This is a genomic window from Hydrogenophaga sp. FG152 (assembly GCF_057809615.1).
The window spans coordinates 130040-152653 of the sequence record NZ_JBMDKH010000005.1; the positions used below are offsets into that span (position 1 = coordinate 130040).

The 22614-nt window shown below is 66.5% G+C and carries 30 protein-coding genes; 27 read left to right on the forward strand and 3 right to left on the reverse strand.

All coding sequences use genetic code 11. The annotated features are described in order from the left end of the window. The first annotated feature begins 4 nt into the window (after nt 1-4). The 18 genes from ACODTB_RS07915 (at nt 5) to hisF (ending at nt 14953) form a co-directional block, all read left to right on the forward strand. A complete protein-coding gene (locus tag ACODTB_RS07915) occupies nt 5-1471 on the forward strand; it encodes a glutamate synthase subunit beta (RefSeq protein WP_488929235.1) in 1467 nt (488 codons plus the stop codon). An 88-nt stretch (nt 1472-1559) separates the two neighbouring features. Beyond that, a complete protein-coding gene (locus tag ACODTB_RS07920) occupies nt 1560-2387 on the forward strand; it encodes an ABC transporter ATP-binding protein (RefSeq protein WP_291118501.1) in 828 nt (275 codons plus the stop codon). Next, nucleotides 2384-3166 (forward strand): lipid asymmetry maintenance ABC transporter permease subunit MlaE, encoded by a 783-nt coding sequence (mlaE, locus tag ACODTB_RS07925; RefSeq protein WP_291118498.1) that lies wholly within the window; start codon nt 2384-2386, stop codon nt 3164-3166. The genes ACODTB_RS07920 and mlaE overlap by 4 nt, the downstream gene beginning before the upstream one ends. Nucleotides 3167-3181: 15 nt before the next feature. Beyond that, a complete protein-coding gene (mlaD, locus tag ACODTB_RS07930; RefSeq protein WP_291118495.1) occupies nt 3182-3667 on the forward strand; it encodes an outer membrane lipid asymmetry maintenance protein MlaD in 486 nt (161 codons plus the stop codon). 108 nt (nt 3668-3775) lie between these two features. After that, nucleotides 3776-4513 carry an MlaA family lipoprotein gene (locus ACODTB_RS07935; protein ID WP_291118493.1) on the forward strand — a complete coding sequence of 246 codons (738 nt, stop codon included), beginning with the start codon at nt 3776-3778 and terminating at the stop codon, nt 4511-4513. Between the two features lie 122 nt (nt 4514-4635). Next, a complete protein-coding gene (locus ACODTB_RS07940; protein WP_291118490.1) occupies nt 4636-5265 on the forward strand; it encodes an MlaC/ttg2D family ABC transporter substrate-binding protein in 630 nt (209 codons plus the stop codon). A 3-nt stretch (nt 5266-5268) separates the two neighbouring features. Continuing rightward, nucleotides 5269-5541 carry an STAS domain-containing protein gene (locus ACODTB_RS07945; RefSeq protein WP_291118487.1) on the forward strand — a complete coding sequence of 91 codons (273 nt, stop codon included), beginning with the start codon at nt 5269-5271 and terminating at the stop codon, nt 5539-5541. Between the two features lie 121 nt (nt 5542-5662). Continuing rightward, nucleotides 5663-6601, forward strand: a complete 939-nt coding sequence (locus ACODTB_RS07950; RefSeq protein WP_291118484.1) for an ABC transporter ATP-binding protein — start codon at nt 5663-5665, stop codon at nt 6599-6601. Continuing rightward, entirely contained in the window at nt 6598-7353 is a 756-nt protein-coding gene (locus ACODTB_RS07955; protein WP_291118481.1) for an ABC transporter permease, read from the forward strand. Before ACODTB_RS07950 ends, ACODTB_RS07955 begins: the two co-directional genes overlap by 4 nt. 9 nt (nt 7354-7362) lie before the next feature. Next, entirely contained in the window at nt 7363-7608 is a 246-nt protein-coding gene (locus tag ACODTB_RS07960; RefSeq protein ID WP_291118478.1) for a BolA family protein, read from the forward strand. A gap of 8 nt (nt 7609-7616) precedes the next feature. Then, nucleotides 7617-8897, forward strand: coding sequence for a UDP-N-acetylglucosamine 1-carboxyvinyltransferase (murA, locus tag ACODTB_RS07965; protein ID WP_291118475.1), 1281 nt, complete (start codon nt 7617-7619; stop codon nt 8895-8897). Beyond that, nucleotides 8894-9547, forward strand: a complete 654-nt coding sequence (gene hisG, locus ACODTB_RS07970; protein ID WP_291118472.1) for an ATP phosphoribosyltransferase — start codon at nt 8894-8896, stop codon at nt 9545-9547. The genes murA and hisG overlap by 4 nt, the downstream gene beginning before the upstream one ends. After that, nucleotides 9544-10935 (forward strand): histidinol dehydrogenase, encoded by a 1392-nt coding sequence (hisD, locus tag ACODTB_RS07975; RefSeq protein WP_291118469.1) that lies wholly within the window; start codon nt 9544-9546, stop codon nt 10933-10935. Before hisG ends, hisD begins: the two co-directional genes overlap by 4 nt. Then, complete coding sequence (gene hisC, locus ACODTB_RS07980) at nt 10932-12020, forward strand: histidinol-phosphate transaminase (protein ID WP_291118466.1); 1089 nt, start codon at nt 10932-10934, stop codon at nt 12018-12020. Before hisD ends, hisC begins: the two co-directional genes overlap by 4 nt. After that, on the forward strand, nt 12017-12637 hold the full coding sequence (gene hisB, locus ACODTB_RS07985; protein ID WP_488929236.1) for an imidazoleglycerol-phosphate dehydratase HisB: 621 nt from the start codon (nt 12017-12019) through the stop codon (nt 12635-12637). The genes hisC and hisB overlap by 4 nt, the downstream gene beginning before the upstream one ends. Before the next feature lie 13 nt (nt 12638-12650). After that, entirely contained in the window at nt 12651-13313 is a 663-nt protein-coding gene (gene hisH, locus ACODTB_RS07990) for an imidazole glycerol phosphate synthase subunit HisH (protein ID WP_291121391.1), read from the forward strand. 27 nt (nt 13314-13340) lie between these two features. After that, nucleotides 13341-14081: a 1-(5-phosphoribosyl)-5-[(5-phosphoribosylamino)methylideneamino]imidazole-4-carboxamide isomerase gene (hisA, locus tag ACODTB_RS07995; protein ID WP_291121393.1), complete on the forward strand. Its 741-nt coding sequence runs from the start codon at nt 13341-13343 to the stop codon at nt 14079-14081. 92 nt (nt 14082-14173) lie between these two features. After that, nucleotides 14174-14953 carry an imidazole glycerol phosphate synthase subunit HisF gene (gene hisF / locus ACODTB_RS08000; RefSeq protein WP_291121396.1) on the forward strand — a complete coding sequence of 260 codons (780 nt, stop codon included), beginning with the start codon at nt 14174-14176 and terminating at the stop codon, nt 14951-14953. 9 nt (nt 14954-14962) lie between these two features. Here hisF and ACODTB_RS08005 read toward each other — a convergent pair whose 3' ends face one another. Beyond that, entirely contained in the window at nt 14963-15463 is a 501-nt protein-coding gene (locus ACODTB_RS08005; protein WP_291121398.1) for a LapA family protein, read from the reverse strand. A 109-nt stretch (nt 15464-15572) separates the two neighbouring features. Here ACODTB_RS08005 and hisI point away from each other — a divergent pair, with 109 nt between their 5' ends. The 7 genes from hisI to tatC all read left to right on the forward strand — a co-directional run bounded on the left by hisI (nt 15573) and on the right by tatC (nt 18876). Further along, on the forward strand, nt 15573-15971 hold the full coding sequence (gene hisI, locus ACODTB_RS08010; RefSeq protein ID WP_291121459.1) for a phosphoribosyl-AMP cyclohydrolase: 399 nt from the start codon (nt 15573-15575) through the stop codon (nt 15969-15971). A 6-nt stretch (nt 15972-15977) separates the two neighbouring features. Continuing rightward, entirely contained in the window at nt 15978-16358 is a 381-nt protein-coding gene (locus ACODTB_RS08015) for a phosphoribosyl-ATP diphosphatase (RefSeq protein ID WP_291121400.1), read from the forward strand. Between the two features lie 12 nt (nt 16359-16370). After that, nucleotides 16371-16760 carry a DUF4870 family protein gene (locus ACODTB_RS08020; protein ID WP_291121402.1) on the forward strand — a complete coding sequence of 130 codons (390 nt, stop codon included), beginning with the start codon at nt 16371-16373 and terminating at the stop codon, nt 16758-16760. Between the two features lie 14 nt (nt 16761-16774). Next, nucleotides 16775-17137, forward strand: a complete 363-nt coding sequence (locus tag ACODTB_RS08025; protein ID WP_291121404.1) for a histidine triad nucleotide-binding protein — start codon at nt 16775-16777, stop codon at nt 17135-17137. 114 nt (nt 17138-17251) lie between these two features. Continuing rightward, a complete protein-coding gene (tatA, locus tag ACODTB_RS08030; protein WP_291121406.1) occupies nt 17252-17497 on the forward strand; it encodes a Sec-independent protein translocase subunit TatA in 246 nt (81 codons plus the stop codon). A 93-nt stretch (nt 17498-17590) separates the two neighbouring features. Further along, on the forward strand, nt 17591-18076 hold the full coding sequence (gene tatB, locus ACODTB_RS08035; RefSeq protein ID WP_291121408.1) for a Sec-independent protein translocase protein TatB: 486 nt from the start codon (nt 17591-17593) through the stop codon (nt 18074-18076). Next, nucleotides 18076-18876 (forward strand): twin-arginine translocase subunit TatC, encoded by an 801-nt coding sequence (tatC, locus tag ACODTB_RS08040; protein WP_291121410.1) that lies wholly within the window; start codon nt 18076-18078, stop codon nt 18874-18876. Before tatB ends, tatC begins: the two co-directional genes overlap by 1 nt. Nucleotides 18877-18889: 13 nt before the next feature. On the opposite strand, the gene ACODTB_RS08045 is transcribed toward tatC, so the two are convergent. After that, a complete protein-coding gene (locus tag ACODTB_RS08045) occupies nt 18890-20038 on the reverse strand; it encodes a Do family serine endopeptidase (RefSeq protein WP_291121411.1) in 1149 nt (382 codons plus the stop codon). 164 nt (nt 20039-20202) lie between these two features. On the opposite strand from ACODTB_RS08045, the gene ACODTB_RS08050 reads away from it, so the two are divergent. Together ACODTB_RS08050 and pdxA are read left to right on the forward strand one after the other, a co-directional pair. After that, nucleotides 20203-20988, forward strand: coding sequence for a Nif3-like dinuclear metal center hexameric protein (locus tag ACODTB_RS08050; protein ID WP_291121413.1), 786 nt, complete (start codon nt 20203-20205; stop codon nt 20986-20988). A gap of 8 nt (nt 20989-20996) precedes the next feature. Further along, nucleotides 20997-22037 carry a 4-hydroxythreonine-4-phosphate dehydrogenase PdxA gene (gene pdxA, locus ACODTB_RS08055; RefSeq protein WP_488929237.1) on the forward strand — a complete coding sequence of 347 codons (1041 nt, stop codon included), beginning with the start codon at nt 20997-20999 and terminating at the stop codon, nt 22035-22037. 58 nt (nt 22038-22095) lie between these two features. Here the strand turns inward: pdxA and mscL are convergent, their stop codons facing one another. After that, nucleotides 22096-22533: a large conductance mechanosensitive channel protein MscL gene (gene mscL / locus ACODTB_RS08060; RefSeq protein WP_291121417.1), complete on the reverse strand. Its 438-nt coding sequence runs from the start codon at nt 22531-22533 to the stop codon at nt 22096-22098. Between the last annotated feature and the right edge of the window lie 81 nt (nt 22534-22614).

Here is a 22614-nt window from a genome sequence, read left to right on the forward strand (position 1 = left end):
CATCATGGGAAAAGTCACCGGCTTCATGGAATACGAGCGTCTGGAAGAGGGCTACAAGCCCGTGCCCGAGCGCCTGAAGCACTACAAGGAATTCGTCGTCGGCCTTAGTGAGCCGCAATCCAAGGTCCAGGCCGCGCGCTGCATGGACTGCGGCACGCCGTTCTGCAACAGCGGCTGCCCGGTCAACAACATCATTCCGGACTTCAACGACCTCGTGTATCAGGGCGATTGGCAGAACGCCATCACCGTGCTGCACAGCACCAACAACTTCCCCGAGTTCACTGGCCGCATCTGCCCCGCGCCGTGCGAAGCCGCCTGCACGCTGAACGTGAACGACGACGCCGTGGGCATCAAATCGATCGAGCACGCCATCATCGACCGCGCCTGGGCCGAAGGCTGGGTGCAGCCGCAGCCACCGCGCCACAAGACCGGCAAGAAGATTGCCGTGGTGGGTTCGGGTCCGGCCGGCATGGCCGCGGCGCAGCAGCTCGCGCGTGCTGGTCACGACGTGACCCTGTTCGAGAAGAACGACCGCGTCGGTGGCCTGCTGCGCTATGGCATTCCCGACTTCAAGATGGAGAAGAGCCACATCGACCTGCGCGTCAAGCAGATGGAAGCCGAAGGCGTGGTGTTCCGCACCGGCGTCATGGTCGGTACCCTGCCCAAGGGCAGCAAGGTTACGAACTGGGCCAAGGAAACCGTCACGCCCGAGCAGTTGCAGAAGGACTTCGATGCCGTGCTGCTGACCGGCGGCTCCGAGCAGAGCCGCGACCTGCCAGTGCCCGGCCGCGACCTGGATGGCATCCACTTCGCGATGGAGTTCCTGCCGCAGCAGAACAAGGTCAACGCCGGCGACAAGCTCAAGGGCCAGCTGCGCGCTGACGGCAAGCACGTCATCGTGATCGGCGGCGGCGACACCGGCAGTGACTGCGTGGGCACCAGCAACCGCCACGGCGCGGTCAGCGTCACGCAGTTCGAGGTGATGCCTCAGCCGCCGGAAGAAGAGAACAAGCCCCTGGTGTGGCCCTACTGGCCGCTCAAGCTGCGCACCAGCTCCAGCCACGAGGAAGGCTGCGTGCGCGAGTTCGCCATCTCCACCAAGGAATTCATCGGCGAAAAAGGCAAGGTCACCGGCCTCACGACCGTTCACGTCGAAATGAAGGACGGCAAGCTGGTCGAGATCCCTGGCACGGAAAAGACCTACAAGGCCGACATGGTGCTGCTCGCCATGGGCTTCGTGAACCCGGTCGCCACCATCCTGGACGGCTTCGGCGTCGAGAAGGACGCGCGCGGCAACGCCAAGGCCAGCACCGACTTCACGGGTGGCTACGCGACCAACGTGCCCAAGGTGTTCGCCGCTGGCGACATGCGCCGTGGCCAGAGTCTGGTGGTGTGGGCGATCCGCGAAGGCCGCCAGGCCGCGCGCGCGGTGGACGAATTCCTGATGGGCTTCTCCGACCTGCCTCGCTGACATTGATCGAAACAAACGGCGTCGAGGGTTTACCCCTGAATCCCGTATCATCCAAAAACCGGGCGCTGAACTGCCCGGTTTTTGTTTGATGCCCACCGACTCCACCTCCCCTCTGGTCGAACTGCGCAACCTGACCTTCGGTTACGGCGAGCGCGCCATCCTCGACAACATCTCGCTGACCGTGCCGCGTGGCAAGGTCACGGCGCTCATGGGTGCGTCCGGCGGCGGCAAGACCACGGTGCTGAAGTTGATCGGTGGTCAGATCCGCGGCCAGTCCGGCCAGACCCTGTTCGACGGACAGGACGTCACCACCATGGGCCCGAAGGCGCTGTACGAAGCGCGTCGGCGCATGGGCATGCTGTTCCAGTTCGGTGCCTTGTTCACCGACATGAGCGTGTTCGACAACGTGGCCTTCCCGCTGCGCGAGCACACGCAACTGCCCGAAGCCATGGTGCGCGACATCGTGCTGATGAAGCTCAACGCGGTCGGCCTGCGCGGCGCGCGCGACCTCATGCCCAGCGAGCTCTCCGGCGGCATGGCCCGGCGCGTGGCGCTGGCGCGCGCGATCGCGCTGGACCCCGAACTCGTGATGTACGACGAGCCCTTCGCCGGCCTGGATCCGATTTCGCTGGGCACCGCCGCGCGCCTGATCCGCCAGCTCAACGATGCCATGGGCCTGACCAGCATCGTGGTCTCGCACGATCTGGACGAAACCTTCCACATCGCCGACCAGGTGATCGTGCTGGCCAACGGCAAGATCGCCGCCCAGGGCACGCCGGAGGAAGTGCGGCACAGCCAGGACCCGCTGGTGCACCAGTTCGTCAACGCCCTGCCCGACGGGCCGGTGCGTTTCCACCACCCGGGCCCGGAACTCCTGGAAGATTTCGGCCCCACCCGCCAGGGAGCACGCCCATGAACGCCCTGCATCCCGCCCGCGTGGGCCGTGCGGTGCGCCTGCGGCTCGCCGGCATCGGCCATGGCACCCGCCTGTTCGGCCGCCTGGTGTGGTTGATGGGGGCCGCGCTGCGCCGCCCCTCGCTGGTGCGCGACCAGATCCATTTCCTGGGCAACCACTCGCTGGCCATCATCAGCGTCTCCGGCCTTTTCGTCGGCTTCGTGCTCAGCCTGCAGGGTTACTACACGCTGCAGCGCTACGGCGCCACCGAGGCGCTGGGCCTGCTGGTGGCGCTCTCGCTCATGCGCGAGCTCGGCCCGGTGGTCACGGCCCTGCTGTTCGCGGGCCGTGCCGGCACCTCGCTCACGGCCGAGATCGGCCTCATGAAGGCCGGCGAGCAGCTCAGCGCCATGGAAATGATGGCCGTGGACCCGGTGCGCCGCGTGCTGGCGCCGCGTTTCGTGGCGGGCGTCATCACCATGCCCTTGCTCGCCGCGGTGTTCAGCGCCGTGGGCATCGTGGGCGGCTGGGTGGTAGGCGTGCTGCTCATCGGCCTGGACGGCGGCGCCTTCTGGAGCCAGATGCAAGGCGGGGTGGACGTCTGGGCCGACGTGGGCAACGGCATCATCAAGAGCGTGGTGTTCGGCTTCGCCGTCACGTTCGTGGCCCTGCTGCAGGGCTTCGACGCGCATCCCACGCCCGAAGGGGTTTCTCGCGCCACCACCCGCACCGTGGTGGTGGCTTCGCTGAGCGTGCTGGCGCTGGACTTCGTCCTCACCGCCATGATGTTCAGCATCTGATTGGAGTGGACGGACATGCAAACTTCCAAAAATGACGTCTGGGTGGGGCTGTTCGTGCTGATCGGCGCGGCCGCCATCCTGTTTCTCGCGCTGCAGTCGGCCAACTTGCTCAGCCTGAATTTCGAGAAGACCTACCACGTGGTCGGCCGCTTCGACAACATCGGCGGCCTCAAGCCCAAGGCGGCCGTGCGCAGCGCCGGCGTGCTGGTCGGTCGTGTCGAGTCCATCACCTTTGATGACAAGACTTTCCAGGCCAACATCCGGCTGGAGCTGCAATCGCGCTACGCCTTCCCCAAGGACAGCTCGCTCAAGATCCTCACCAGTGGCCTGCTCGGCGAGCAGTACATCGGCATCGAACCGGGTGGCGACGAGCGCAACTTCGCCGACGGCGACGTGGTGACCCAGACGCAATCGGCCATCGTCCTGGAGAACCTGATCAGCCAGTTTCTCTTCAGCCGTGCCGCCGATGGCAGCAACAAGGACGCCGAAACGGCGAAATAGCGCTGTGGGGGCTTTGCAACGCCCCTCACGAAGGCATTCCAGTGGCGCCGAAAATACAGGCTGTCGCAAAAACAACAGCCGGGTGCACAACCCAGGGGAACCCACAACATGACGCACCTCCACAGCCCCATCGGGGCGGTCTGCAAAGGCGCCACGCTGGCGCTGACGTTTTCAGTGATCGCGGGCTGCGCCACGGGCCCGGACGCCAACCCGCGCGATCCACTCGAACCGTTCAACCGTGGCGTCTACCAGTTCAACGATGCCGTGGACACGGCGGTGCTCAAGCCCGTCGCCACCGCCTACCAGAAGGTCACGCCCAGCCCGGTGCGCACCGGCGTGGGCAACTTCTTCGGCAACCTGGGCGACCTCTGGTCCTCGGTGAATGCCGGTCTGCAACTGCGCCCGCGCGAGGCGACCGAAAACCTCATGCGTTTCAGCGTGAACACGGTGTTCGGCCTGGCCGGCCTGCTCGACATCGCCAGTGAAATGGGCATCCCCCGCACGCGCCTGGATTTTGGCCAGACCATGGGTCGCTGGGGCGCGCCATCGGGCCCTTACCTGGTGCTGCCGCTCCTGGGGCCCTCATCGGTGCGCGATGGTACGGGCTTGATCGTGGACGTGGTCGGCGACCCCGTGACGGGGGTGGACCATGTGCCCACGCGCAACTCCCTGATGGCGCTGCGCGTGGTCGACACCCGCGCCGGGCTGCTGCGCGCCGGCACCCTGCTGGACGACGCCGCACTGGACAAATACAGCTTCATGCGCGATTTCTACCTCAACCGCCGGCAAAACCAGATCGACGACCTGATTGATAAAGGCATCGGGCTGGGTGACGGTGAGCGGTAAAGAGCACCACACGGATACGAATCGCAACGATTGAGGGGGAACCGCTTCACAATCCGGGCCCTCGGATGAACTACGCTGCGGTGTCTGCAGCAAGGCCGCCTGGCCTCGAAAGGAACCACATGATGAAACGCCGCTCCTGGCTCGCCGCCCTGTTGATGTCTGCCGCAGCGGGTGTCGTATCGCTTCCCGCGCTGGCTCAGGACGAGGCGCCGGACGCCATGGTCAAACGCCTGTCCGCCGAGGTGCTGGCCACCATCAAGGCCGACCCGGCCATCCAGGCAGGTGACGTGAACCGCATCATCGCGCTGGTGGACAGCAAGATCATGCCCAACGTGAATTTCTCGCGCATGACCGCCTCTGTGGTGGGCCGCTACTGGCGCCAAGCCACGCCCGAGCAGCAGAAGCAGCTGCAGGACGAGTTCAAGACCCTGCTGGTGCGCACCTATTCGGGCGCGTTGGGTGAGGTCCGGGACCAGACCCTGAGCTTCCGCCCGATGCGCTCCAAGCCCGAGGACACCGAGGTGGTGGTGCGTTCCGAGGTGCGGGGCAAGGGCGATCCGATCCAGCTTGACTACCGCATGGAAAAGACGCCCAGCGGCTGGAAGATCTATGACCTGAACGTGCTCGGCGTCTGGCTGGTCGAAACCTACCGCACCCAGTTTGCCCAGGAAATCAGCAGCAAGGGCATCGACGGCCTGATCGCTTCGCTGGCGCAGCGCAACAAGAACGGTGCGGCCCCCAAGGCCAGCTGACCCATGGCCAGCCTTGAATTGCCCGAGCGGCTGACGCTGGCCGAAGCGGACCAGACCCTGGCCCGCCTCGGCGGCGAACTGGCCGGCCAGTCGGAGGCCACGGTGGTGGTCAACGCCGGCTCGCTCCAGGTGTTCGACTCTTCGGCGCTGTCCGTGTTGCTGGAGCTGCGCCGGCGCCTGTTGACCCAGGGCAAGGCCTTGCAGGTCAGCGGCTGGCCCCGCCGGCTGGAAGACCTCGCCTCGCTCTACGGCGTGCACGAGTTGCTCGCGGCCTGATAGGTGCTGGCAAGCGACCCCTCGCCAGCGCGGTGGGAGGGGGGCGCATAAAATACCCGGTTCACCGGCGGGCGCCAGATGTCCTGCCCCGTGGCCGGTGACCCATGGGTCCCGCCCGCGCATGCCAGCCGTCTCCTTCCAGCAAGTATCCAAAACCTACTCGACCCCGCGCGGCGACCTGCACGCGCTGCAGTCGGTGTCCTTCGACATCGAGCCCGGCGAGTTCTTCGGCCTGCTCGGCCCCAACGGTGCGGGCAAGACCACCCTCATCAGCGTGCTCGCGGGCTTGGCGCGCGCCACTTCGGGCCGCGTGCTGGTGCACGGTGCCGACGTGCAGGCCGACTACGCCACCGCTCGCCGCCAGCTCGGCGTGGTGCCGCAGGAACTGGTGTTCGACCCCTTCTTCAACGTGCGCGAGGCCTTGCGCATCCAGTCCGGTTACTTCGGCATCCAGCGCAACGACGCCTGGATCGACGAACTGCTCGAAGGCCTGGGCCTGGCCGACAAGGCCACGGCCAACATGCGCCAGCTCTCGGGCGGCATGAAACGCCGAGTGCTGATCGCGCAGGCGCTGGTGCACAAGCCGCCGGTGATCGTGCTCGATGAGCCCACCGCTGGCGTGGACGTGGAGCTGCGCCAGACCCTTTGGCAGTTCGTCTCGGACCTCAACAAGCGCCTGGGCAGCACGGTGCTGCTGACCACGCACTACCTGGAAGAGGCCGAGGCCCTGTGCGGCCGCATCGCCATGCTCAAGCAGGGCAGGGTGGTGGCGCTCGAATCCACCTCCGCGCTGCTGGCGCGCGCGGCCTCCAACGTGCTGCGCTTCAAGACCGACGCGGCCCTGCCGATCGACCTCGCTGTGCAGGCCCGCATCACCGGCCGCGTGGTGCAGTTGCCGGCCAACGACGCGCTGGCGGTCGAGCGCATCCTGGCGCGCCTGCGCGAGGTGGGTGTGTCGCCTGAGGACATCGAGATCCGCAAGGCCGACCTGGAAGACGTGTTCCTGGACCTCACCGGCGCGCAACCGCGCGCCGCCGCGCCGGCGGAGGTTGCAGCATGACCGGCTGGCAGACCCTGTTCTACAAGGAAGTGCTGCGCTTCTGGAAGGTCGGCTTCCAGACCGTGGCCGCGCCCGTCATCACGGCCATCCTCTACCTCATGATCTTCGGCCACGTGCTCGAAGACCGGGTGCAGGTCTACGACTCGGTGAGCTACACCGCCTTCCTGCTGCCCGGCCTGGTGATGATGAGCGTGCTGCAAAACGCCTTTGCCAACAGCTCGTCCTCGCTGATCCAGAGCAAGATCATGGGCAACCTGGTGTTCCTGCTGCTCACGCCGCTGTCGCACCGCGCCTGGTTCGTGGCTTATGTGGGTTCGTCCGTTGTGCGTGGTCTGGCCGTGGGCCTGGGCGTGATGCTGGTCACCTGGTGGTTCGCGCAGCCCTCGATGGTGGCGCCGCTGTGGATCCTGGCCTTCGGCTTCATGGGTGCGGCGCTGCTGGGCACCCTGGGGCTGATTGCCGGGCTCTGGGCCGAGAAATTCGACCAGATGGCCGCGTTCCAGAACTTCATCATCATGCCCATGACCTTCCTCTCGGGCGTGTTCTACTCCATCCATTCCCTGCCCGCTTTCTGGCAGCGCGTGAGCCACCTCAACCCGTTCTTCTACATGATCGACGGCTTCCGCTATGGCTTCTTCGGGGTGAGCGACGTGTCACCCTGGATCAGCCTGGCCCTGGTGGGCAGCGCGCTGGCCGTGGTGAGCGCAATCGCGCTGCACCTGCTCAAGACCGGCTACAAGATCCGGCACTGACGAAACCCCATGACCGCTGAAGAACTGCAATCCCTCATCGCCGCCGGCCTGCCCTGCGAGCACCTCGAAGTCACCGGTGACGGCCGCCACTGGGCGGCGGTGATCGTCTCGCCCGCGTTCGAGGGCCAGCGGCTGATCAAGCGCCACCAGGCCGTCTACGGCACGCTGGGCGGACGCATCCAGACCGACGAGGTGCATGCCCTGTCGATGAAGACCTTCACGCCCGCCGAATGGGCCACCCAACCCCGTAACTGACGCGCCCCATGGACAAACTGCGAATCAACGGCGGCCGCACCCTGAAGGGTGAGGTGACCATCTCCGGCGCCAAGAACGCCGCGCTGCCCGAGCTGTGCGCCGCACTGCTCACGTCCGAGCCGGTGACGCTGAACAACCTGCCGCGCCTGCAGGACGTGGTCACCATGCGCAAGCTGCTCGACAACATGGGTGTGCGGACGCAGACCCGGGAAGACCGCAGCGGCATCACCCTGCAGGCGGCCGACCCGATCAAGGCCGAGGCACCGTACGAGCTGGTCAAGACCATGCGCGCGTCGGTGCTGGTGCTCGGCCCGCTGCTGGCGCGCTTTGGCCACGCCCGCGTGTCGCTGCCCGGCGGCTGTGCCATCGGCTCCCGGCCAGTGGACCAGCACATCAAGGGCATGCAGGCCATGGGCGCGGAGATCGTGGTCGAGCACGGCTACATGGTCGCGAAGCTGCCTGCGGGCAAGACACGCCTGCACGGCGCGCGCATCGCCACCGACATGGTGACCGTCACCGGCACCGAGAACTTCCTCATGGCCGCCGCGCTCGCCCAGGGTGAGACGGTGCTGGAGAACGCGGCCCAGGAGCCAGAGATCGGTGACCTGGCGGAAATGCTGATCGCCATGGGCGCGAAGATCGAAGGCCACGGCACCAGCCGCATCCACGTGCAGGGCGTGGACCGCCTGCAGGGCTGCACGCACCAGGTGGTGGCCGACCGCATCGAGACCGGCACTTTCCTGTGTGCCGTGGCCGCCGCAGGTGGCGACGTGGTGCTGCGCCATGGCCGCGCCGACCACCTCGACGCCGTGATCGACAAGCTGCGTGAGGCAGGGGCCCAGATCGAGGCCGGCAAGGACGCGCGTGGCGACTTCATCCGCGTGCGCGCCTCCGGTCGCCTGAAGGCGCAGAGCTTCCGCACCACCGAGTACCCCGGCTTTCCGACCGACATGCAGGCCCAGTTCATGACGCTCAACTGCATCGCCGACGGCGCGAGCAAGGTGACCGAGACCATCTTCGAAAACCGCTTCATGCACGTCAACGAGCTGGTGCGGTTGGGCGCGCGCATCCAGACCGATGGCAAGGTGGCGATCATCGAGGGCATCCCGCGCCTGTCGGGCGCCACCGTGATGGCCACCGACCTGCGCGCTTCGGCCAGCCTGGTGATCGCCGGCCTGGTGGCCGACGGTGAAACCATCGTCGACCGCATCTACCACCTGGATCGGGGCTACGACCAGATGGAAGCCAAACTGCGCGGCATCGGCGCGGACATCGAACGCATCAAATGATCACCCTCGCCCTCTCCAAAGGCCGCATCTTCGACGAGACCCTGCCGCTGCTCAAGGCGGCGGGCATCGAGGTGCTGGAAGACCCCGAGAAGTCGCGCAAGCTCATCCTGCCGACCAGCAACCCCGAGGTGCGCGTGGTGCTGGTGCGCGCGACCGATGTGCCCACCTATGTGGAATATGGCGGTGCCGACATCGGCGTGACCGGCAAGGACACACTGATCGAACACGGTGGCCAGGGCCTGTACCAGCCGCTGGACCTCCACATCTCGCGCTGCCGCGTGAGCGTGGCGGTGCGCGCCGACTTCGACTACGCCTCGGCCGTGCGCCAGGGCTCGCGCCTGAAGGTCGCCACCAAATACACCGCCATCGCGCGCGAGTTCTTCGCGGGCAAGGGCGTGCACGTGGACCTGATCAAGCTCTACGGCAGCATGGAGCTGGCACCGCTGACTGGCCTGGCCGATGCCATCGTCGACCTGGTCTCCACCGGCAACACGCTCAAGGCCAACCACCTGGTCGAGGTCGAACGCATCATGGACATCAGCGCTCGCCTGGTGGTCAACCAGGCCTCGCTCAAGCTCAAGCAGGCGGCCATCCGCCCCATCATCGACGCCTTCGCGCAAGCCATCGAAAAGGATCCCGTCTCCTCATGAGCCTCTCTGCCCGCCCCGCCCGACTGTCCACCACCGCCGCAGATTTCGAGGCGCAGTTCGCGGCCCGCCTGCATTGGTCGGCCGAGACCGACGGGGCGATCGAGCAGCGCGTGGCCGACATCCTGGCCGACGTGCGCGAGCGCGGCGATGCGGCGGTGCTGGAATACACCGCGCGCTTCGACGGCCTGACGGCGGGCGGCATGGCCGACCTGGAGCTGACGCAAGCCGACTTCAAGGCCGCGTTCGATGGCCTGCCCTCGGCCCAGCGCGAGGCCTTGCAGGCCGCTACCCGCCGCGTGCGCAGCTACCACGAGGCGCAGAAAAAGGCCGGCGGCGAAAGCTGGAGCTACCGCGACGAGGACGGCACGCTGCTGGGCCAGAAGGTCACGCCACTGGACCGCGTGGGCATCTACGTGCCCGGCGGCAAGGCGGCCTATCCGTCCAGCCTGATCATGAACGCCGTGCCCGCGCACGTGGCGGGCGTGCAGGAAATCATCATGGTGGTGCCCACGCCCGTGCGGGGCAGTGTGGCCACCGGCGGCAGCGGTGCGGGCACCTCGGCGCGCGGCGAGCGCAACGACCTGGTGCTCGCGGCGGCCTACGTGGCCGGCGTCACGCGCGCCTTCACCATCGGCGGTGCGCAGGCCGTGGCCGCGCTGGCCTACGGCACGGCCACCGTGCCCAAGGTCGACAAGATCACCGGCCCCGGCAACGCCTACGTGGCCAGCGCCAAGAAGCGCGTGTTCGGCACCGTGGGCATCGACATGATCGCCGGCCCGAGCGAAATCCTGGTGCTGGCCGACGGCAGCACGCCGGCCGAGTGGGTCGCGATGGACCTCTTCAGCCAGGCCGAGCACGACGAGCTGGCCCAGAGCATCCTGCTGTGCCCGGACGCCGCCTACATTGACGCGGTGCAGCGCGAGATCGACCGCCTGCTGCCGGGCATGCCGCGCGCGGCCATCATTGCCAAGAGCCTGAACGACCGGGGAGCGCTGATCCACACCCGCGACATGGAAGAGGCTTGCGCGATCAGCAACCGCATCGCGCCCGAGCACCTGGAGGTGTCCAGCAGCGAGCCGCACCGCTGGGAGCCGCTGCTGCGGCACGCGGGTGCCATCTTCCTCGGCGCGTACACCAGCGAAAGCCTGGGCGACTACTGCGCCGGCCCCAACCATGTGCTGCCCACCAGCGGCACCGCGCGGTTTTCCTCGCCTTTGGGCGTGTACGACTTCCAGAAGCGCAGCAGCCTGATCGAGGTGAGCCAGGCCGGCGCGCAGAGCCTGGGCGCCATCGCGGCCGAAATGGCCTATGGCGAGGGCCTGCAGGCGCATGCGCGCGCGGCCGAAATGCGGCTCCAGGACGTGCCGCCGATGCGGGGTGCCTCATGAGCCAGAATCCTTTGAACACGATCCGCCAGGACGTGCAGTCCATGCACGCCTACGCCATCCAGGACTCGACCGGCATGGTCAAGCTCGATGCGATGGAGAACCCGTTCGCCCTGCCGCCCGCCCTGCAGGCCGAGTTGGGCGCGCGCCTGGGCGCGGTGGCCATCCATCGCTACCCCGGCGCCCGCATCGACGAACTCAAGCAGGCGCTGGCCCGTCACGTGGACCTGCCTGCGGGCTGCGGCCTGATGCTGGGCAATGGCTCGGACGAGCTGATTTCGCTGCTGGCCATGGGCTGCGACCTGCCGGGCGCCACCATCCTGGCCCCCCTGCCGGGCTTCGTCATGTACGCCATGAGCGCCCAGCTGCAGGGGTTGAAGTTCGTGGGCGTGCCGCTCACGGTCGATTTCGAACTCGACGAGCCGGCCATGCTGGCCGCGATGCGCGAGCACAAGCCGGCCATCACCTACATCGCCTACCCCAACAACCCCACCGCCAACCTCTGGAGCGCGGGCACCATCCGTCGCCTGATCGCCGAGGCGGCCGGTTTCGGCGGCCTGGTGGTGATGGATGAGGCCTACCAGCCGTTCTCCAGCCACAGTTGGCTGGACGAGATCCGCGCCCAGCCGTCCGCCCATGCGCACGTGCTGCTCATGCGCACCCTCTCCAAGTTCGGCCTGGCTGGCGTGCGCATCGGCTACATGGTGGGTGCGCAGGCGCTGGTCCACGAGATCGACAAACTGCGCCCGCCGTACAACGTGAGCGTGCTCAACGCCGAGTGCGCCCTGTTCGCGCTGGAGCACGCCGAGGTGTTCGCCGACCAGGCCGCGCAGATCCGCGAACAGCGCGCTTTGCTGATCGACGCGCTGGCGGCCATGCCGGGCGTCACACCCTTCCCGAGCGAGGCCAACATGGTGCTGGTGCGTGTGCCCGATGCACAACGCAGCTTCGATGCGCTCAAGGCCCAGGGGATTCTGGTGAAGAATGTTTCTAGAATGCATCCTTTGCTGACCCATTGTCTGCGCCTGACGGTGGGTACACCGTCGGAAAACGCCCTGCTGATCCGAGCCCTCCAGACCGCCCTATGACCCAGACGCCTCCCGCCCCCGCCGTGTCCGACCGCGTGGCCCAAGTGCAACGCAACACCTCGGAGACGCAGATCGGCGTGCGCATCAACCTCGACGGCACGGGACAGGCCAGCCTGTCCACCGGCATCGGTTTCTTCGACCACATGCTGGATCAGATCGCCCGCCATGGGTTGATCGACCTCGATGTGCAAGCCAAGGGCGACCTGCACATCGACGGCCACCACACGGTGGAAGACGTGGGCATCACGCTCGGCCAGGCCTTTGCGCAGGCCGTGGGCGACAAGAAGGGCATCCGCCGCTACGGCCACGCCTACGTGCCGCTGGACGAGGCCCTGTCGCGCGTCGTGATCGACTTCTCGGGCCGCCCGGGCCTGCACATGCGCGTGCCATTCAAGAGCGGCATGGTCGGTGGCTTCGACACGCAGCTCGCCTTCGAATTCTTCCAGGGCTTCGTCAACCACGCCGGCGTGACCCTGCACATCGACAACCTGCACGGCGAAAACGCGCACCACCAGGCTGAAACCGTGTTCAAGGCTTTCGCCCGTGCCCTGCGCATGGCCCTGGAGCGCGACCCGCGCATGGGCGACGTGGTTCCCTCGACCAAAGGCTCGCTCTGAGTTCTTCACCCCGATGAAACGCAAGACGGTCGCCGTGGTGGACTACGGCAGCGGGAACCTGCGCTCGGTATCGCAGGCGGTGCAACACGTGGCGCGCGCGCAGGACGTGGAGGTGCGTGTCACGGCCCATGCCCAGGAGGTGCTGGACGCCGATCGCGTGGTGCTGCCCGGCCAGGGCCACATGGGCGATTGCATGCGTGAGCTTGCCGCGTCCGGTTTGCTGGAGGCCGTGCTGCATGCCGCCGCCCACAAGCCCCTGTTCGGCGTCTGCGTCGGCATGCAGATGTTGCTGGATCGCAGCGAGGAAGGACCCACCGACGGTCTGGGCCTGATCCCCGGCGAAGTCGTGCGTTTCCAGCTGGAAGGGCGTTTGCAGGCCGATGGCAGCCGTTTCAAGGTGCCCCAGATGGGGTGGAACCCGGTGTTCCACGAACTGGGCCGGGGTCCGGCCCACCCGCTATGGTCAGGCATCGCCGAGGGCGCCTATTTCTATTTCGTGCACAGCTTCTACGCCCGGCCTGCCCAGGCGGTGCACTGCGTGGGTGAAGCGGACTACGGCGGGCGCTTTGCGGCGGCCATTGCCCGCGATAATATTTTTGCCACCCAGTTTCACCCGGAAAAAAGCGCCGATCAGGGGCTGGCGCTCTACCGCAATTTCCTGTCCTGGAATCCCTGAGTCCATCCGCCCTTCACCCACACCATCATGCTGCTGATTCCTGCCATTGATCTGAAAGACGGCCAGTGCGTTCGCCTCAAACAGGGCGACATGGACCAATCCACGGTGTTCGGCGAAGACCCGGCGGCCATCGCTCGCAGCTGGGTCAACAAGGGTGCGCGCCGCGTGCACCTGGTGGACCTCAACGGTGCCTTTGCCGGCAAGCCCAAGAACGAGCAGGCGATCCGCGCCATTCTCAAGGAGGTGGGCTCGGAAGTGGACGTGCAGCTCGGTGGAGGCATCCGCGACCTCGACACCATCGAGCGTTACCTGGACGCCGGCCTGCGCTACGTGATCATCGGCACGGCGGCGGTGAAGAACCCGGGCTTCCTGCAGGACGCCTGCACGGCGTTCGGCGGCCACATCATCGTGGGCCTGGACGCCAAGGACGGCAAGGTCGCCACCGACGGCTGGAGCAAGCTCACCGGCCACGAGGTGGTGGACCTGGGCAAGAAGTTCGAGGACTACGGCGTCGAAGGGATCATCTACACCGACATCGGCCGCGACGGCATGCTCTCGGGCATCAACATCGAGGCCACCGTCAAGCTGGCGCAAGCGCTGTCGATTCCCGTGATCGCCTCGGGAGGCCTGTCCAACCTGGAAGACATCCGTGCGCTGTGTGCCGTGGAAGACGAAGGCGTCGAAGGTGTGATCTGTGGCCGCTCGATCTACAGCGGCGACCTCGACTTCGAGGCCGCGCAGCAGCTTGCCGACGACCTGAACGGATGACATGAACCGCCCCCACGCTCATCACTTCGTGTATTCGCTGCCCCCCAAGGGGGCGCGGCCTTGCTTGGGACGGCCCTGCGCCGCGGCCTGACATGCTCGCCAAGCGCATCATTCCCTGCCTGGACGTCACCGGCGGCCGTGTCGTCAAGGGCGTCAACTTCGTGGAATTGCGAGATGCGGGCGACCCGGTGGAGATCGCCGCGCGCTACAACGAGCAAGGTGCCGACGAACTCACCTTCCTGGACATCACCGCCACCTCCGATGGCCGGGACCTGATCCTGCACATCATCGAGGCCGTCGCTTCGCAGGTCTTCATTCCGCTCACGGTGGGTGGTGGCGTGCGCACGGTGGAAGACGTCCGCCGCCTGCTCAATGCCGGCGCCGACAAGACCAGCTTCAACTCGGCTGCGATCGCCAACCCGCAGGTGATCCGCGACGCATCGGACAAGTACGGTGCGCAGTGCATCGTGGTGGCGATCGATGCCAAGCGCCGCCAGGGCGACGACCTGACCCAGCGCGGCGAAGGCTGGGACGTCTACAGCCACGGTGGGCGCAAGAACACCGGCCTGGACGCCGTGGCCTGGGCCTCGAAGATGGCTGACTTCGGTGCCGGTGAGATCCTGCTCACCAGCATGGACCGCGATGGCACCAAGTCCGGCTTCGATCTGGCACTGACCCGCGCGGTGGCCGACGCGGTGAGCGTGCCGGTGATCGCTTCGGGGGGCGTGGGCAACCTTGACCACCTGGCCGATGGCGTGCAACAGGGTGGGGCGGATGCCGTGCTGGCCGCCAGCATCTTCCACTACGGCGAGTTCACCGTGGCGCAGGCCAAGGCGCGCATGGCCGAACGCGGCATCCCGGTCCGGCGCTGAGGCGTTTCTTCAGAGGTGGTCGCCGCTGTGGCGGGGTGGGAGCTGGCGCTCCAGCCGGTCTTCCAGTTCGCCCACGCTCGCACTCAGACCATTGCCCGTCTGCTCGATCACCTGGGTCAAGGCCGCCTGGACCTGGTCCAGCTTGGTGTGCACCTTCTCCGACAACGCCTGTTCGCGTGCCGTGGTGGCCTGCAGTTCGGTCTGCAGGTATTGCCGCAGCTCGGTGAAGCGCGAAGCTTCGGCCTTGTCGGCCAGCAGGCGCTGGTCGGCCGCCTCGCGGGTGATGCGGCGCACCTCCATCAGGTGCAGCGTCTGGTAGTACACCAGCGCGGCCAGAAACACCACGAGCACCAGGGCCAGCATGCCCAGCAACACCAGGCCCATGGGCGCTTGCACCTGGGTGAAACCGAAATTGAGCGCGGTGGGTTGCAGGATCTGTTCGAAGTTCAGGGCCACGAAGCCCGCGATGAACAGAATGAAGAGGACCAGGAGCAGGGTGCGGAGTTTCATGGTGTTCCTTGTCGTGGTGGGGGGTAGGGCGGTGTGCCTCGGACCGGTGCCTGGACCATCCTAACGGCATTCCGGCCGCCAGGGGCGCCAAGCCCGGGCCCCATGGTAGATTCCTGCCATGAACTGGCTCGACGAAGTGAAGTGGGACGCGCAAGGCCTGGTGCCTGTGATCGCGCAGGAAGCCGCCTCGGGCGACGTGTTGATGTTCGCCTGGATGAACCGCGAGGCGCTGCAGAAGACGGTCGAACTGGGCCGTGCGGTCTATTACAGCCGCTCACGCGAACGGCTGTGGTTCAAAGGGGAGGAATCGGGCCATGTGCAGAGTGTGCACGACATCCGCCTGGACTGCGACAACGACGTGGTGTTGCTCAAGGTCACGCAGCTGGGGCACGAACCCGGCATTGCCTGCCACACCGGCCGCCACAGCTGCTTCTTCCAGCGCTTCGAGGGCGGCCATTGGCACGCTGTCGAGCCCGTGCTCAAAGACCCTGAATCGATCTACAAGTGAACCGACATGTCCACCACCGATGACCTGGCGCGTTTGGCCGCCGTGATCGAAAGCCGCAAACCGGCCAACGGGGGCGATCCCGAAAAAAGCTACGTGGCCCGCCTGTTGCACAAGGGGCCCGATACCTTCCTGAAAAAAATCGGCGAAGAGGCCACCGAGGCGGTGATGGCGGCCAAGGACGCCGACCATGGTGGCGACCCCCAGAAGCTGATCAACGAAATCGCCGACCTTTGGTTCCACAGCATGATCGCGCTGGCGCACTACAACCTGAGCCCGGCCGACGTGGTGGCCGAACTGGTGCGCCGCGAGGGCCTGAGCGGTCTGGAGGAAAAGGCGATGCGCAAAGTGCTGCAGCGAGAGGCTGCAGCCGGTCCGGAAGCTGGCTGAAAGGAGCTTGTGATGAGCGACATCATTGACGTCAAGGCGGTCGACAGCGAGAAGGCCCAGTCTCTCAAGACGGTGGGCTGGGTCAGCTACCTCTTGCACCTGATCGTGGCCGTGGCGGCGGTGTTGCCCGGCGCGCAGGCCAGCCCGGTGTTGCTCATCATTGCCTTGATCGTCGACCTCGTGAAAAAAAGCGATGCCGAGGGCACCTGGCAAGCGAGCCATTTCTCCTGGCGCATCCGCACCGTCATCTGGGCCGCCGTGCTGTACTTGGTGACCCTGCCGCTGTGGCTGCTGTTCCTGGCGCCCGGCTGGATTGCCTGGTGCCTGATCTCCATCTGGTTCCTCTACCGCATCGTCAAGGGCATGGTGCGCATGAACGCCAGTCAGGCCATGCCCGACTAACACCCTCCGATCCCATGAGCGCTCACGACCCGAATTGCATCTTCTGCAAGATCATTGCCGGCCAGATCCCGTCGAAAAAGGTCTATGAAGACGAAGACATCTATGTCTTTCACGACATCCACCCCTGGGCACCGGTGCATTTCCTCATGGTGCCAAAGGCACACATCCCGTCCATGTCCCAGCTGGGCCCCGAGCACGAGCGGCTGATGGGCCGCATCATGACCCTGGCCCCGCGCCTGGCGCTGGAGCAGGGTTGCAATCCATACCCCGAAGGCGGATTTCGCATCGTGTGCAACAACGGTGCGGAAGGTGGGCAGGAGGTGCACCACCTTCACGTGCACGTGATGGGTGGTCCCCGGCCCTGGTTGCGTGGATAAGTGCCGTCCGGCGGGCCCTGGTATTGCGCCGAGAGGGCGGCTGAACTCCCACCGGGGCTTAGAATCCCACGCATAGCGGCTCTCGCTTCCCTATTTCCCTATCTGGAGTAACTCATGGGTTCGTTTTCCATCTGGCACTGGTTGATCGTGCTGCTGATCGTGGTGATGGTGTTCGGCACCAAGAAGCTCAAGAACATCGGTTCCGATCTGGGCGGTGCGGTCAAGGGCTTCAAGGACGGCATCAAGGAAGGCGGCCAGACTCCCGCCGACAACGCGGCGGCTGCCCCCGCTGGGCAGGTGACACAGGACACCCGCACCGACAAGAACACGATCGACGTCGAAGCCAAGCACAAAAGCTGATGCTCATGCTGCCCGCGATGGGTTTGAATACCCTGGGCAGCACCGTTTCCGGGCGGACCTCCCGCCCCACATTGCCCGCAGGATGGCTGACACATGATTGATCTGGGCATTTCCAAGCTCGCTCTCATCGGGGCGGTGGCGTTGATCGTCATCGGCCCCGAAAAGCTGCCTCGCGTCGCCCGCACGGTGGGCGCGCTGCTGGGCAAGGCGCAGCGTTATGTGTCCGACGTCAAGGCCGAGGTCAGCCGCTCCATGGAGCTCGAAGAGCTCAAGAAGATGAAGGACTCGGTGACCGAGGCGGCGCGCGACGTGGAGGCCTCGGTGCAGAGCGGTGCCAACGATTTCGAGAAATCGTGGTCGGACGCGACCGCTGGTCTGGATGGCACGTCCACCATCTATGGTTCCGACAACTCACTCCAAACACCACCGGTTTACAAACACCCCAAGAAGAACTGGCGCCTGAAGCAGAAGGCGATGCCCCAGTGGTTCAAGGCCCGCACCGGCGTGCGCACCCGCACCCAGTCGGGTGCGGCCCGCGTGGCCCGGTTCCGGCCCCGCTCCTCTTCCGCTCCCCGTTGATGTCCGATCCCAAAGATTCCACCGACGAACTCGCCGGTTCCGAGCAGCCGTTTGTCCAGCACCTGATGGAGCTGCGCGACCGGCTTCTGTACGGCATCATCGGCCTGGCCATCTGCATGGCCCTGTTGGCCATCTGGCCCGGTCCCAGCGGTCTGATCGACCTGATCGCGGTGCCGATCCGGGCTCACATGCCGCCCGACGCCAAGCTGATCGCCGTGGGCGTGTTCTCGCCCTTCTTCGTGCCGATCAAGGTACTGGCCATGGCGGCGCTGCTGCTGTCCCTGCCCTGGTGGATGTACCAGGTCTGGGCCTTCGTGGCGCCCGGCCTGTACAGCCACGAGAAGCGCTTCGCCGTGCCCCTGATCGTGCTGGGCAGCTTGCTGGCTTACATCGGCATCGCGTTCGTACAGTTCTTCGTGCTGGACAAGATGTTCGGCTTCATCCAGAAGTTCACGCCGGCGAGCGTGGCCGCCACGCCCGATATCGCCTCATACGTGGAGGCCATTCTGTCGCTGTACCTCGCCTTTGGCCTGGCGTTCCAGGTGCCCATTGTCGTGGTGTTGCTGGTCAAGATGAACATGGTGACGGTGCAGAAGCTCAAGGAGTTCCGGGGCTACTTCATCGTCGTGGCCTTCGTCATCGCGGCGGTCGTGACGCCGCCGGATGTGATCTCCCAGCTGGCGCTGGCCGTGCCCATGTGCCTGCTCTACGAGCTCGGCATCTGGGGCGCGCAGTGGTTCATCAAGGCGTCGGCCAAGACCGACGAAGAAGCCAGGGAAGAAGAAAAGCCGGCGGCCTGATCGATCCTGCGCTTCAGCGTGGGGTTGCCTGCTGACGCGGCAGGTTGCGCCGGCCCGGTGTGACCTCGATCTTTGTCTTGCCCTCGCGCCGCACCACATCGAGCGACGCGGGCGTGCCCGGCGACAGGTTGGCCACGGCCGACAGCAGCTGCGCGACGTTGTTCACCGAGCGGCCGGCCACGGCGGTGATGACATCGCCTGGACGAATGCCGGCCTGGGCGGCGGGACCGTTCTGCAGCACGCCGCTGATGATGACACCCGTGCCCGGCTGCATGCCGAAGTTCTCGGCGAGTTCGGGGCTCAGGTCCTGGGGCTCCACGCCGATCCAGCCGCGCGTGACCTGTCCGTCCTTCACGATGGCTTCCATCACACTGCGCGCGGTGGAGGTGGGGATGGCAAAGCCAATGCCCATCGAGCCACCAGAGCGTGAGTAGATCGCGGTGTTGATGCCCATCAGCTGACCACTCACGTCCACCAGTGCGCCGCCCGAATTGCCCGGGTTGATGGCGGCATCGGTCTGGATGAAGTTCTCGAAGGTGTTGATGCCCAGCTGGGTGCGGCCAAGCGCGCTGACGATGCCGCTGGTGACGGTCTGGCCCACGCCAAACGGGTTGCCGATGGCCAGCACCTGGTCGCCGATTTCCAGGGCATCGGAGTTGCCCAGGGTGATCACGGGCAGGTCGGTCAGGTTGATCTTCAGGATCGCCAGATCGGTTTCCGGGTCGGTGCCGATCACCTCCGCCACGGCCTTGCGCCCATCGTTGAGGATGACCTCGATCTCATCGGCTTCTTCGATGACATGGTTGTTGGTCAGCACGTAGCCGGCAGGACTGACGATCACGCCCGATCCCAGGCCACTTTGCTGCTGCGAGGGGGCCTGGTCGCCAAAGAAAAAACGGAACCAGGGATCCGCGCTTTGCGGGTTGTGGGCTGGCGACTTGCTGGTGTTGATGCTCACCACGGCCGGCGATGCGGTGCGGGCGGCGGCACGGAAGCTCCCTGTGCCTTCGACCGTCGCCACCGGCGTGCCCGATGGGGCTTCGAACACGGGCACCACGGCGGTCTGGCGGCCCAGCCATTGGGGCTGCAAGGTGCCCACCACGAACAACGCCGCCACGAGCACAGTGACGGTTTGGGCGAACAGGAGCCAGAGTCGTTTCATGGGAATGTCGAGCGGGTTGAGGAGGGACGCGGCCTTGGCCGCGTCCGCCGATATTGTCCCGCATATGGGCGTGAACGGCGACGGCTTCAAGGGGCGGTCGGCCCGGTCGGTGGAGGAGGGGCTGTCAGAATGGAGGACTCCGCCCAGCCCCACGCCGACCGCCCATGCCCGATCCGCGCACCGATCACCCTGCCGTTTCCCGCGCCGCCCTGACCGATGCTCTGGACACGCTGCTGCAGCCTGCGCTGTTCAAGGACTACGGGCCGAACGGGTTGCAGGTCGAGGGCCGGGCCGAGGTGCACAAGCTGGTGAGCGGGGTGACCGCCAGCCGGGCGCTGATCGAGGCCGCCGTGAAGGAGGGCGCCGATGCCATCCTGGTGCACCACGGCCTGTTCTGGCGCGGGCAGGACGGCCGCGTGACCGGCTGGATGAAGCAGCGCCTGGCGCTGCTGCTGGCGCACGACATCAATTTGCTGGCCTACCACCTGCCGCTGGATGCGCACCCCGAGCTGGGCAACAACGCGCAGCTTGCACGCCAACTGGGGGTGGCCGTGTACGCCGATGCGCGCGGCCGCTTCGGCGAGCAGGCCCTGGGCTTCATGGGCGAGCGCCGCAGCGAGTCGGCCGCCGCGCTGGCCGATCATGTGGCCCGGTGTCTGGGCCGCGCGGTGACCTTGGTCGCCGAGCCCGATCGCCCGGTGCACCATGTGGCGCTGTGCACCGGTGGCGCGCAGGGCTATTTCGAGGCGGCCATCGCGGCCGGCGCGGACGTGTTCATCACAGGCGAGATTTCCGAGCCGCAGGCGCACTATGCCCGCGAATGTGGCGTCGCCTACATCGCCTGCGGCCACCACGCGTCCGAGCGCTATGGTGCGCCTGCTGTCGGTGCCCATGTGGCCGCGCAGCTGGGGCTGGCGCACGTGTTCATCGACATCGACAACCCCGCCTGAGGCGCCACATGCCGCCGTTCCCACCCCCTCCGCTGATTCTGAGCATGGGCGATCCTGCGGGCATCGGGCCCGAGATCATCGCCAAGGCGTTCCGTGAACGGCCGGCGCTGCAGCGCCAGGTGGTGGTGGCCGGCGACGTGGCGACGATGCACCAGGCCTTGCGCGCCACGGCGGCGGAGCGCGGCTCGGCCGCCGAAGCGCTGATGCTGGCCGAAATCGAGGCGTTGCCGGATCTTGACGCCGTGCCTTCCGGCAGCATGGCCGTGGTGCAGGCGTGTTCGCTGGCCCGCCCGGTGCCCATGGGGCGTGTGAATGCCGAGGCCGGGTTGGCGGCAGCCGACTGCATTCGTTGGGCCGCACAGGCGACCCTGACGGGGCGGGCCCGAGCCCTGGTGACCGCGCCCATCCACAAAGAAGCGCTGGCAGCCGCCGGTGTCGATCACCCAGGCCACACCGAGTTGCTGCAGGCGCTCGCGGCTGCGCACGCCGGCGTGCCGATCTCTGCACTGCCGGTGCGCATGATGCTCAGCTGCCCCGGGTTGAGCACCGTGCTGGTGAGCATTCATGTGTCCTTGCAGCAGGCGCTGCAAGCCGTGACCCAGGCCCAGGTGCTGCAGACCATCCGCATCACCGACGCGCATTTCCGGCGGACCGGGCTGGCCGCGCCACGCATCGCCGTGGCCGGGCTGAACCCGCACGCGGGGGAGGGTGGATTGTTCGGCCGGGAAGAAATCGAGACCATTGCGCCGGCGGTGGCACAGGCGCAACAGGAAGGTGTGCAGGCCAGCGGACCGCACGCACCCGACACGGTGTTCATGCGCGCCCGCCAGGGGGCCTTTGACGTGGTGGTGGCGATGTACCACGACCAGGGGCTGATTCCCGTCAAGCTGTTGGGTCTGGAGCATGGCGTGAACACCACGCTGGGCCTGCCCTTCGTGCGCACCAGCCCCGACCACGGCACGGCGTTCGACATCGCCGGCACCGGCCAGGCCAGCGCCACCAGCCTGCTGGCGGCCATTGACGCCGCCCTGGCCGCCACGGTCGTCTGAGGCATGAAAAACGCCGCATCCCCGTGAGGGGTGCGGCGTGGCCGGAAGCAGCGGGCGATTACTTGCGCAGGCTGTCGCGGATCTCGCGCAGCAGGGCGATGTCTTCGGGCGTTGCGGGCGGCTCGGCCGGCGCGGCGGGCGCGGCGGGCGCTTCGCGCTTGAGGCGGTTGATCTGCTTGACCATGATGAAGATGATGAACGCCATGATGGTGAAGTTCAGCGCCACCGTGATGAAGTTGCCGTAGGCCAGGGTCGGCACGCCGGCCGCCTTCAGGCCGGCCAGCGTCGCGGGCGTGCCCTCGGGCACTTTGCCGAGCGCGAGGTACAGGTTGGTGAAATCCAGGCTGCCGAAGATGGCGCCCACGATGGGCATGATCACGTCGTCGACCATGGAGGTGACGATCTTGCCGAAAGCTCCGCCGATGATCACGCCCACGGCGAGGTCGATCACGTTGCCCTTGACGGCAAATTCCTTGAACTCTTGCAACATGCCCATGAGGTCCTCCGGTTGGCGAGTGATTGAAATGGATGGCGGAAAGTCGAGAAGCATTCTCACACAGCCGTGCGTGGCGTTCGC

Coding starts and splice junctions, on each gene's coding strand:
- ACODTB_RS07915 (WP_488929235.1), top strand. CDS start 5: ATGGGAAAAGTCACCGGCTTCATGGAATACGAGCGTCTGGAAGAGGGC.
- ACODTB_RS07920 (WP_291118501.1), top strand. CDS start 1,560: ATGCCCACCGACTCCACCTCCCCTCTGGTCGAACTGCGCAACCTGACC.
- mlaE (WP_291118498.1), top strand. CDS start 2,384: ATGAACGCCCTGCATCCCGCCCGCGTGGGCCGTGCGGTGCGCCTGCGG.
- mlaD (WP_291118495.1), top strand. CDS start 3,182: ATGCAAACTTCCAAAAATGACGTCTGGGTGGGGCTGTTCGTGCTGATC.
- ACODTB_RS07935 (WP_291118493.1), top strand. CDS start 3,776: ATGACGCACCTCCACAGCCCCATCGGGGCGGTCTGCAAAGGCGCCACG.
- ACODTB_RS07940 (WP_291118490.1), top strand. CDS start 4,636: ATGAAACGCCGCTCCTGGCTCGCCGCCCTGTTGATGTCTGCCGCAGCG.
- ACODTB_RS07945 (WP_291118487.1), top strand. CDS start 5,269: ATGGCCAGCCTTGAATTGCCCGAGCGGCTGACGCTGGCCGAAGCGGAC.
- ACODTB_RS07950 (WP_291118484.1), top strand. CDS start 5,663: ATGCCAGCCGTCTCCTTCCAGCAAGTATCCAAAACCTACTCGACCCCG.
- ACODTB_RS07955 (WP_291118481.1), top strand. CDS start 6,598: ATGACCGGCTGGCAGACCCTGTTCTACAAGGAAGTGCTGCGCTTCTGG.
- ACODTB_RS07960 (WP_291118478.1), top strand. CDS start 7,363: ATGACCGCTGAAGAACTGCAATCCCTCATCGCCGCCGGCCTGCCCTGC.
- murA (WP_291118475.1), top strand. CDS start 7,617: ATGGACAAACTGCGAATCAACGGCGGCCGCACCCTGAAGGGTGAGGTG.
- hisG (WP_291118472.1), top strand. CDS start 8,894: ATGATCACCCTCGCCCTCTCCAAAGGCCGCATCTTCGACGAGACCCTG.
- hisD (WP_291118469.1), top strand. CDS start 9,544: ATGAGCCTCTCTGCCCGCCCCGCCCGACTGTCCACCACCGCCGCAGAT.
- hisC (WP_291118466.1), top strand. CDS start 10,932: ATGAGCCAGAATCCTTTGAACACGATCCGCCAGGACGTGCAGTCCATG.
- hisB (WP_488929236.1), top strand. CDS start 12,017: ATGACCCAGACGCCTCCCGCCCCCGCCGTGTCCGACCGCGTGGCCCAA.
- hisH (WP_291121391.1), top strand. CDS start 12,651: ATGAAACGCAAGACGGTCGCCGTGGTGGACTACGGCAGCGGGAACCTG.
- hisA (WP_291121393.1), top strand. CDS start 13,341: ATGCTGCTGATTCCTGCCATTGATCTGAAAGACGGCCAGTGCGTTCGC.
- hisF (WP_291121396.1), top strand. CDS start 14,174: ATGCTCGCCAAGCGCATCATTCCCTGCCTGGACGTCACCGGCGGCCGT.
- ACODTB_RS08005 (WP_291121398.1), bottom strand. CDS start 15,463: ATGAAACTCCGCACCCTGCTCCTGGTCCTCTTCATTCTGTTCATCGCG.
- ACODTB_RS08015 (WP_291121400.1), top strand. CDS start 15,978: ATGTCCACCACCGATGACCTGGCGCGTTTGGCCGCCGTGATCGAAAGC.
- ACODTB_RS08020 (WP_291121402.1), top strand. CDS start 16,371: ATGAGCGACATCATTGACGTCAAGGCGGTCGACAGCGAGAAGGCCCAG.
- ACODTB_RS08025 (WP_291121404.1), top strand. CDS start 16,775: ATGAGCGCTCACGACCCGAATTGCATCTTCTGCAAGATCATTGCCGGC.
- tatA (WP_291121406.1), top strand. CDS start 17,252: ATGGGTTCGTTTTCCATCTGGCACTGGTTGATCGTGCTGCTGATCGTG.
- tatB (WP_291121408.1), top strand. CDS start 17,591: ATGATTGATCTGGGCATTTCCAAGCTCGCTCTCATCGGGGCGGTGGCG.
- tatC (WP_291121410.1), top strand. CDS start 18,076: ATGTCCGATCCCAAAGATTCCACCGACGAACTCGCCGGTTCCGAGCAG.
- ACODTB_RS08045 (WP_291121411.1), bottom strand. CDS start 20,038: ATGAAACGACTCTGGCTCCTGTTCGCCCAAACCGTCACTGTGCTCGTG.
- ACODTB_RS08050 (WP_291121413.1), top strand. CDS start 20,203: ATGCCCGATCCGCGCACCGATCACCCTGCCGTTTCCCGCGCCGCCCTG.
- pdxA (WP_488929237.1), top strand. CDS start 20,997: ATGCCGCCGTTCCCACCCCCTCCGCTGATTCTGAGCATGGGCGATCCT.
- mscL (WP_291121417.1), bottom strand. CDS start 22,533: ATGGGCATGTTGCAAGAGTTCAAGGAATTTGCCGTCAAGGGCAACGTG.